This is a genomic window from Mycobacterium sp., assembly GCF_049585075.1.
Classification (GTDB): Bacteria; Actinomycetota; Actinomycetes; order Mycobacteriales; family Mycobacteriaceae; genus Mycobacterium.
This window is the reverse complement of sequence record NZ_JBAUZA010000367.1, coordinates 1-5,484: the sequence shown is the minus strand read 5'-3', so window position 1 is coordinate 5,484 and position 5,484 is coordinate 1. Positions and strand designations below refer to the sequence as shown.

Here is a 5,484-nt window from a genome sequence, read left to right as displayed (position 1 = left end):
ATCCTGCAGGGTGGCAATGGCCGGCTCCAGCGCTTCCATCCCGGGTGCCAGCCGGCTCAGGGTGTCGGCGACCGCGGCGAGCTGCTCGAGCGGCCCGTTGCGGGCCGTCAGCTTGTCGATCAGCCCGCCCTCGGCCAGCAGCCGGTCCGCCAGCCCGTCCTCGGCGAGAACCCGGTCGATCAGCCCCTCGTCGGCGGTCAGCTGATCCACCAAGCCGCCGGGCTTCAACGCCCGCTCCAGCCCACCACCCTCGGCGGTCAGCCGGTCAAGCAAGCCGCCCGGTGCCGTGAGCATGTCGACCACCCCATCCGGACGCAGCAACCGATCGATCGGCCCGTCGGTAGCCAGGGCGCGACCCAGCGGCGCATTGTCGTCCAACAACCGGGCCAGCCGGTTGGCGCGGGTAATCGCGTCGTCGATGCCCAGCATGTGCACGACCGCATTGGACCCGACCGACGGGCCCTCCTCGCCCAAGGTTCGATGCGCTAGGCCAAGCGCCGACGTCGCAACGCCTAGCCCCGCGTCGGCGGCCGCGAGGCCGATGCGCACGGGTGCGGTGGCGATGGCGGCCAGGCTTTTGCCGAGGTTCATTCTCCGAGTGTATTCGCGCCGGTGGCAGCGGCCGGAAGCTGTCGCAAAACTAACTGACAGCAAGTCCACAGCATATGTCGAGGCTGTACAGAGCTAAGTGCGAGCAAATAGACAGATGGCTACCGCAATCGCAGAAGAAACAACTCCCGAAGCGCGGGTGCTCGTCGTCGACGACGAAGACAACATCGTCGAACTTCTGTCGGTCAGCCTCAAGTTCCAGGGCTTCGAGGTGCACACCGCGACGAACGGCCCCGCGGCGTTGGATTTGGCCCGCGACGTCAAGCCGGATGCGGTGATCCTCGACGTGATGATGCCCGGTATGGACGGCTTCGGGGTGCTGCGTCGGCTCCGCGCCGACGGCATCGACGCCCCCGCGCTGTTCCTCACCGCGCGCGACTCGCTGCAGGACAAGGTCGCGGGGCTGACGCTCGGCGGCGACGACTACGTCACCAAACCGTTCAGCCTGGAAGAGGTCGTCGCTCGGTTGCGAGTCATCTTGCGGCGCACCGGCAAAGGCGTCACTCAGCGGCGCAATGCCCGGCTGACATTCTCTGACATCGAACTCGACGAGGACACCCACGAAGTGTGGAAGGCCGGCGAGCCGGTGTCGTTGTCGCCCACCGAGTTCACCCTGCTGCGCTACTTCGTGATCAATGCCGGCACCGTGCTGAGCAAGCCGAAAATCCTGGACCACGTCTGGCGCTACGACTTCGGTGGTGACGTCAACGTCGTCGAGTCCTATGTGTCGTATCTGCGGCGCAAAATCGACACCGGAGAGAAGCGGTTACTGCACACCCTGCGCGGCGTGGGCTACGTGCTGCGCGAGCCGCGGTAACCGTCGGCGCAGAATAAGGGGATGCCGAGAAAATTTCGGGTCGCCGTGCCGCTTCGCGTCGGCCTGATCGCCGCCCTCCTGCTGCTGGCCGCGTGCGGGTTGACGGCGTCCGGCATTGCGGTCACCTCGATCCTGCGACACAGCTTGATCCAGCGCGTCGACCAGACGCTGGAGGAGGCGTCTCGCGGTTGGGCGCAGGCACCCCGGGGATCGCTTCCGGTGCGTCGGGGGCCGACGTTGGACCGTCCGCCGTCGAACTTCTACGTCCGCTACATCACTGTGGACGGCCACATGACGACGGTCGTGAACGACAGCAACGCAGAACCCGTCCTGCCCAGCAACAACGACGTCGGCCGCGACCCGATTACCGTTGGATCGGTCGACAAATCTGCCGTGCACTGGCGGGTGGTGTCGGTACGTGCACCGAGCGGTCGGCTGGTCACCGTCGCCTACGACCTTTCCGACATTCAGCAAACGGTCCGGTCGCTGGTTTTGTTGCAATTCGGCATTGGCGCCGCGGTATTGCTGGTCCTCGGGTTGGCCGGGTCATGGGTGGTTCACCGAAGTCTGCGACCGCTGACGGAGGTCGAGAAGACCGCGGCGGCGATCGCCGCCGGCCAGCTGGATCGCCGTGTCCCCGAACGTGATCCGCGTACCGAGGTTGGTCGACTTTCCCAGGCGCTCAACGGAATGCTCGCTCAGATCCAGCGGGCGTTTGCGTCGTCGGAGGCCTCGGCGGAGAAGGCGCGGACCTCAGAAGAGCGGATGCGGCGCTTCATCACCGACGCCAGCCATGAACTGCGCACCCCGCTGACGACCATGCGCGGCTTCGCCGAGTTGTACCGCCAGGGGGCTGCCCGCGACATGGAAATGGTGATGTCGCGAATCGAAAGCGAATCGCGGCGGATGGGCCTGATGGTCGATGATCTGCTGCTGTTGGCCCGGATTGACGCGCAGCGGCCGATCGAGCAGCACCGAGTGGACCTGCTGGCGCTGGCCAGCGATGCCGTGCACGACGCGCAGGCGGTCGCACCGAACCGCAAGATCACCATGGAAGTGCTCGACGGTCCCGGCATCCCTGAGGTGCTGGGCGACGAGCCTCGGCTGCGTCAGGTGCTTGGCAACCTGATGACCAACGCTTTGGAACACACGCCCGAATCCGCAGCCATCACCGTTCGGGTCGGCACCGACGCCGACGACGCGATCTTGGAGGTTGTCGACGAAGGCCCCGGCATGAGCCGGCAGGATGCGCTGCGCATCTTCGAACGGTTTTATCGCACCGACTCGTCGCGCGCACGGATCAGCGGCGGTAGCGGCCTGGGCCTGTCGATCGTCGATTCCCTGGTTACCGCGCATGGCGGCATCGTCACGGTGACCACGGCGCCGGGGCAGGGCTGCCGCTTCTACGTCAGCCTGCCGCGCATCGCTGACGTGCCTACCCGCGCCGACCGCTCGGCGCGCAGGGTCGGACAACCAAGCTGAACGGCAGGCCGGAGATAAAGTAATTCGGCGTCAAGCAACGATCGCACCTGTGCACGATCACAGCAGACAAGGGCCGATCCGATGACGACTCAGAGCGATGACTCCCCAGCCGCGCTTGCTGCGTTGTATGCAGCCGAACGATCCGAGGTGCAAAGCATTCTTGGGCATGCGCTCACCCTGGTAAACGTCTTAATTGGCTATTCTTCGGTGGTCCTCATTGCCTGGGCAACGAGGGTGGAAACAATACCGCACTATCTGATTCCGCTTATTCCTGTACCGGCTTTTATAGTGATTGCTTGGCACTCGCAATTGAACAGTCGAGTGTGGGCGCACAACCAGGTGATCATCGTTCTCGAGCAGAGGCTCTTGGATTTGATTCCGAGCATTAAGCATCCAACCCGGCTGTGGATCGGACATACCAGCGGCAGAATGGTGGTTGAGCTCCCAGTTCTGGTGAAAGAGCGCAGATTTGGTATGGCCGCCGCCAGCGTTATGACTTACGGAGGAGTGCTGGCCGTCGTGTTAGCTCTTACCATTTCGAGCATATCGGTGCCCATCGTGATAAACGAGGATTGGCAAGTGCTCGCAGGCGTGATGGGGGTTGTGTATGTAATCGCGCTGGCGCTGTTGTACACCTCGTATAAGTCTTCCTTCGACATCAGCGCCGACAACATGGATGAGTGGGCGAAATCTGCTCAGCAGAGCTTTCCCGCCCAATTCAAGTCCAGGCACGGTTAGTAGAACGGCGCTAACCCGCTGGGCGCAGCTCAGACCAGCTCGGCGAGGGCCGCCTTGATCTTGGCCTGGGCCTCGTCGAGAGATGCCGGAGACGGATTGTTATCGACATTGGCGAAGCCGAAATCGCTCAAGCTGCGCGTCGGGAAGACGTGGACGTGCAGGTGAGGAATCTCGAGCCCAGCGATGATCACCCCAGCGCGGTCGGCATCGAAGGCCCGGCACACCGCCTTGCCGATCAGCTGTGCCACCGACATCACCCGGCCGAACACGGCTGTGTCAATGTCCTGCCATTGGTCGATCTCTGCTCGCGGCACGACCAGAGTGTGTCCCTGCGTCATCGGCTGGATGGTCAAGAAGGCGACGACTTCGTCGTCCTCGTAGACGAACCGGCCTGGCAGTTCCCGGTTGATGATCTTGGTGAAGAGGGTAGGCATGCGACCCAGCTTATGAGCCCCGCTGCGCTTGTCAGGGTCGGCGGGGCATCTGACGCACTTCGCTGTCACGGAATAGCCGCGAGGACTATCGTCGATTATTAGCTGGTGCGAAAGCCGTCGGGTTGGCAGCGGTGCTGCGTAGTCAACCCGCGCTGACACGCGAGGGAGATGACATGTTGGCTGTCACAACGTTTCTCAGCAGTCCCGAGTCGGTGGGGGTTTGGAACGCGGTTCCTGAGCGATCCTCCATCCGGTTCGAAAACAAGACGATGTGGGGCGCGCTGAAAGTCCGCGGCGAATTCACCGAATTCAGCGGCGGCGGGCAAATCGAGGATGCTCGAACGGTATCGGGCCGAATCGAAGTTAAGGCCGCCTCGGTGCACACCGGACTGGGAAAGCGCGACGAGGACCTGCGTTCGCCGGCCTTCTTCGATGTGGAGAAGTACCCGAGCATCATCGTCGAGGTCGCCGGCGGTGAGGCCAGCAGTGGTGACACTGTTCGCCTGAACGCGACTCTGACGGCCAAGGGCATCACGGCGCCGCTGCCGTTGGAGGCTCACGTCGAGGTGCTCGGCGACGGTGAGGTGCAGCTGACGGCACACACGACGGTCGCGCGCAAGCAGTTCGCCGTGGAAGGAAACATGTTCGGCATGGTGGGCGCCAAGACAGCGCTGAAGGTCTGCCTGGTGTTCCGTCGCGAGGCCGGCTAGGCCCAAAGCAAGGGACTTACGCGGCTCCCCCGATCAACGCGGAAAGCTCGGCCACCGACCACGGTGGTGAGTCGCGGTGATCCCGGTACCCGATCAGCGCAGGCGTAGTTCGCGGGTATCGCCCAATGAAACCGCCTGTGGTAACAAAGATTTCGCCCGTCACGTGGTCTGCGAGGTCACTGACCAGATAGACATATGTGGGAGCGACGTAGTCCGGCGGTGCGACGTCCAGCGACCCCTGCATCGAGACGTCGTCGAGCAGTCCCCGTCGGTTCAGGTCGACGATGTGGTCTTCGTACTCCGGCCCGGTGGACAACCGCGTTCTGGCGCCCGGACACACCACGTTGGCCCGCACGCCGTGCTCTTTCAGTTCCGCGGCAATCGCTAACGTCAGGCTGTTGACCGCACCCTTGCCGGCCGGATATCCGGTGCCGCCGTAGTCACCGAGGAACGCGAACGAGCTGGTGTTGACGATGCTGCCGCCACCTTGCTCGACCATCTTCGGGGCGGCTGCGCGGCAGGTTGCGAATACCGTACCCAAATGCGACTCGAGCAGCTCGCCGAACTGGGCGGGGCTGATGTCGAGGATGGACGATCCCGGCGGTTCGGCGATACCGGCACAGTTGACCAGGATGTGGATGGCACCGAACTCGTCAATGCACTTGTCCACCAACGCTTCCGCGGTCGCCTGATC

General features: G+C 63.7%; 7 protein-coding genes. 4 read left to right on the top strand and 3 right to left on the bottom strand.

What is annotated here, in order from left to right:
* On the bottom strand, positions 1-591 hold a 591-nt coding region (locus WB785_RS17290; protein ID WP_424080535.1), incomplete at its 3' end, for a hypothetical protein.
* A 115-nt stretch (positions 592-706) separates the two neighbouring features.
* Here WB785_RS17290 and WB785_RS17285 point away from each other — a divergent pair.
* The 3 genes from WB785_RS17285 (at position 707) to WB785_RS17275 (ending at position 3,646) form a co-directional block, all read left to right on the top strand.
* Complete coding sequence (locus tag WB785_RS17285) at positions 707-1,426, top strand: response regulator transcription factor (RefSeq protein WP_424080534.1); 720 nt, start codon at positions 707-709, stop codon at positions 1,424-1,426.
* 21 nt (positions 1,427-1,447) lie between these two features.
* Positions 1,448-2,908 carry a sensor histidine kinase gene (locus WB785_RS17280; RefSeq protein WP_424080533.1) on the top strand — a complete coding sequence of 487 codons (1,461 nt, stop codon included), beginning with the start codon at positions 1,448-1,450 and terminating at the stop codon, positions 2,906-2,908.
* A gap of 81 nt (positions 2,909-2,989) precedes the next feature.
* Positions 2,990-3,646: a hypothetical protein gene (locus WB785_RS17275; RefSeq protein ID WP_424080532.1), complete on the top strand. Its 657-nt coding sequence runs from the start codon at positions 2,990-2,992 to the stop codon at positions 3,644-3,646.
* Between the two features lie 29 nt (positions 3,647-3,675).
* Here the strand turns inward: WB785_RS17275 and WB785_RS17270 are convergent, their stop codons facing one another.
* Positions 3,676-4,080 carry an HIT family protein gene (locus tag WB785_RS17270; protein ID WP_424080531.1) on the bottom strand — a complete coding sequence of 135 codons (405 nt, stop codon included), beginning with the start codon at positions 4,078-4,080 and terminating at the stop codon, positions 3,676-3,678.
* Between the two features lie 173 nt (positions 4,081-4,253).
* Here WB785_RS17270 and WB785_RS17265 point away from each other — a divergent pair, with 173 nt between their 5' ends.
* Positions 4,254-4,790: a YceI family protein gene (locus WB785_RS17265; RefSeq protein WP_424080530.1), complete on the top strand. Its 537-nt coding sequence runs from the start codon at positions 4,254-4,256 to the stop codon at positions 4,788-4,790.
* A 16-nt stretch (positions 4,791-4,806) separates the two neighbouring features.
* Here the strand turns inward: WB785_RS17265 and WB785_RS17260 are convergent.
* Positions 4,807-5,484, bottom strand: a 678-nt coding sequence (locus WB785_RS17260) for an SDR family NAD(P)-dependent oxidoreductase (protein ID WP_424080529.1), incomplete at its 5' end; no start/stop codon positions are given.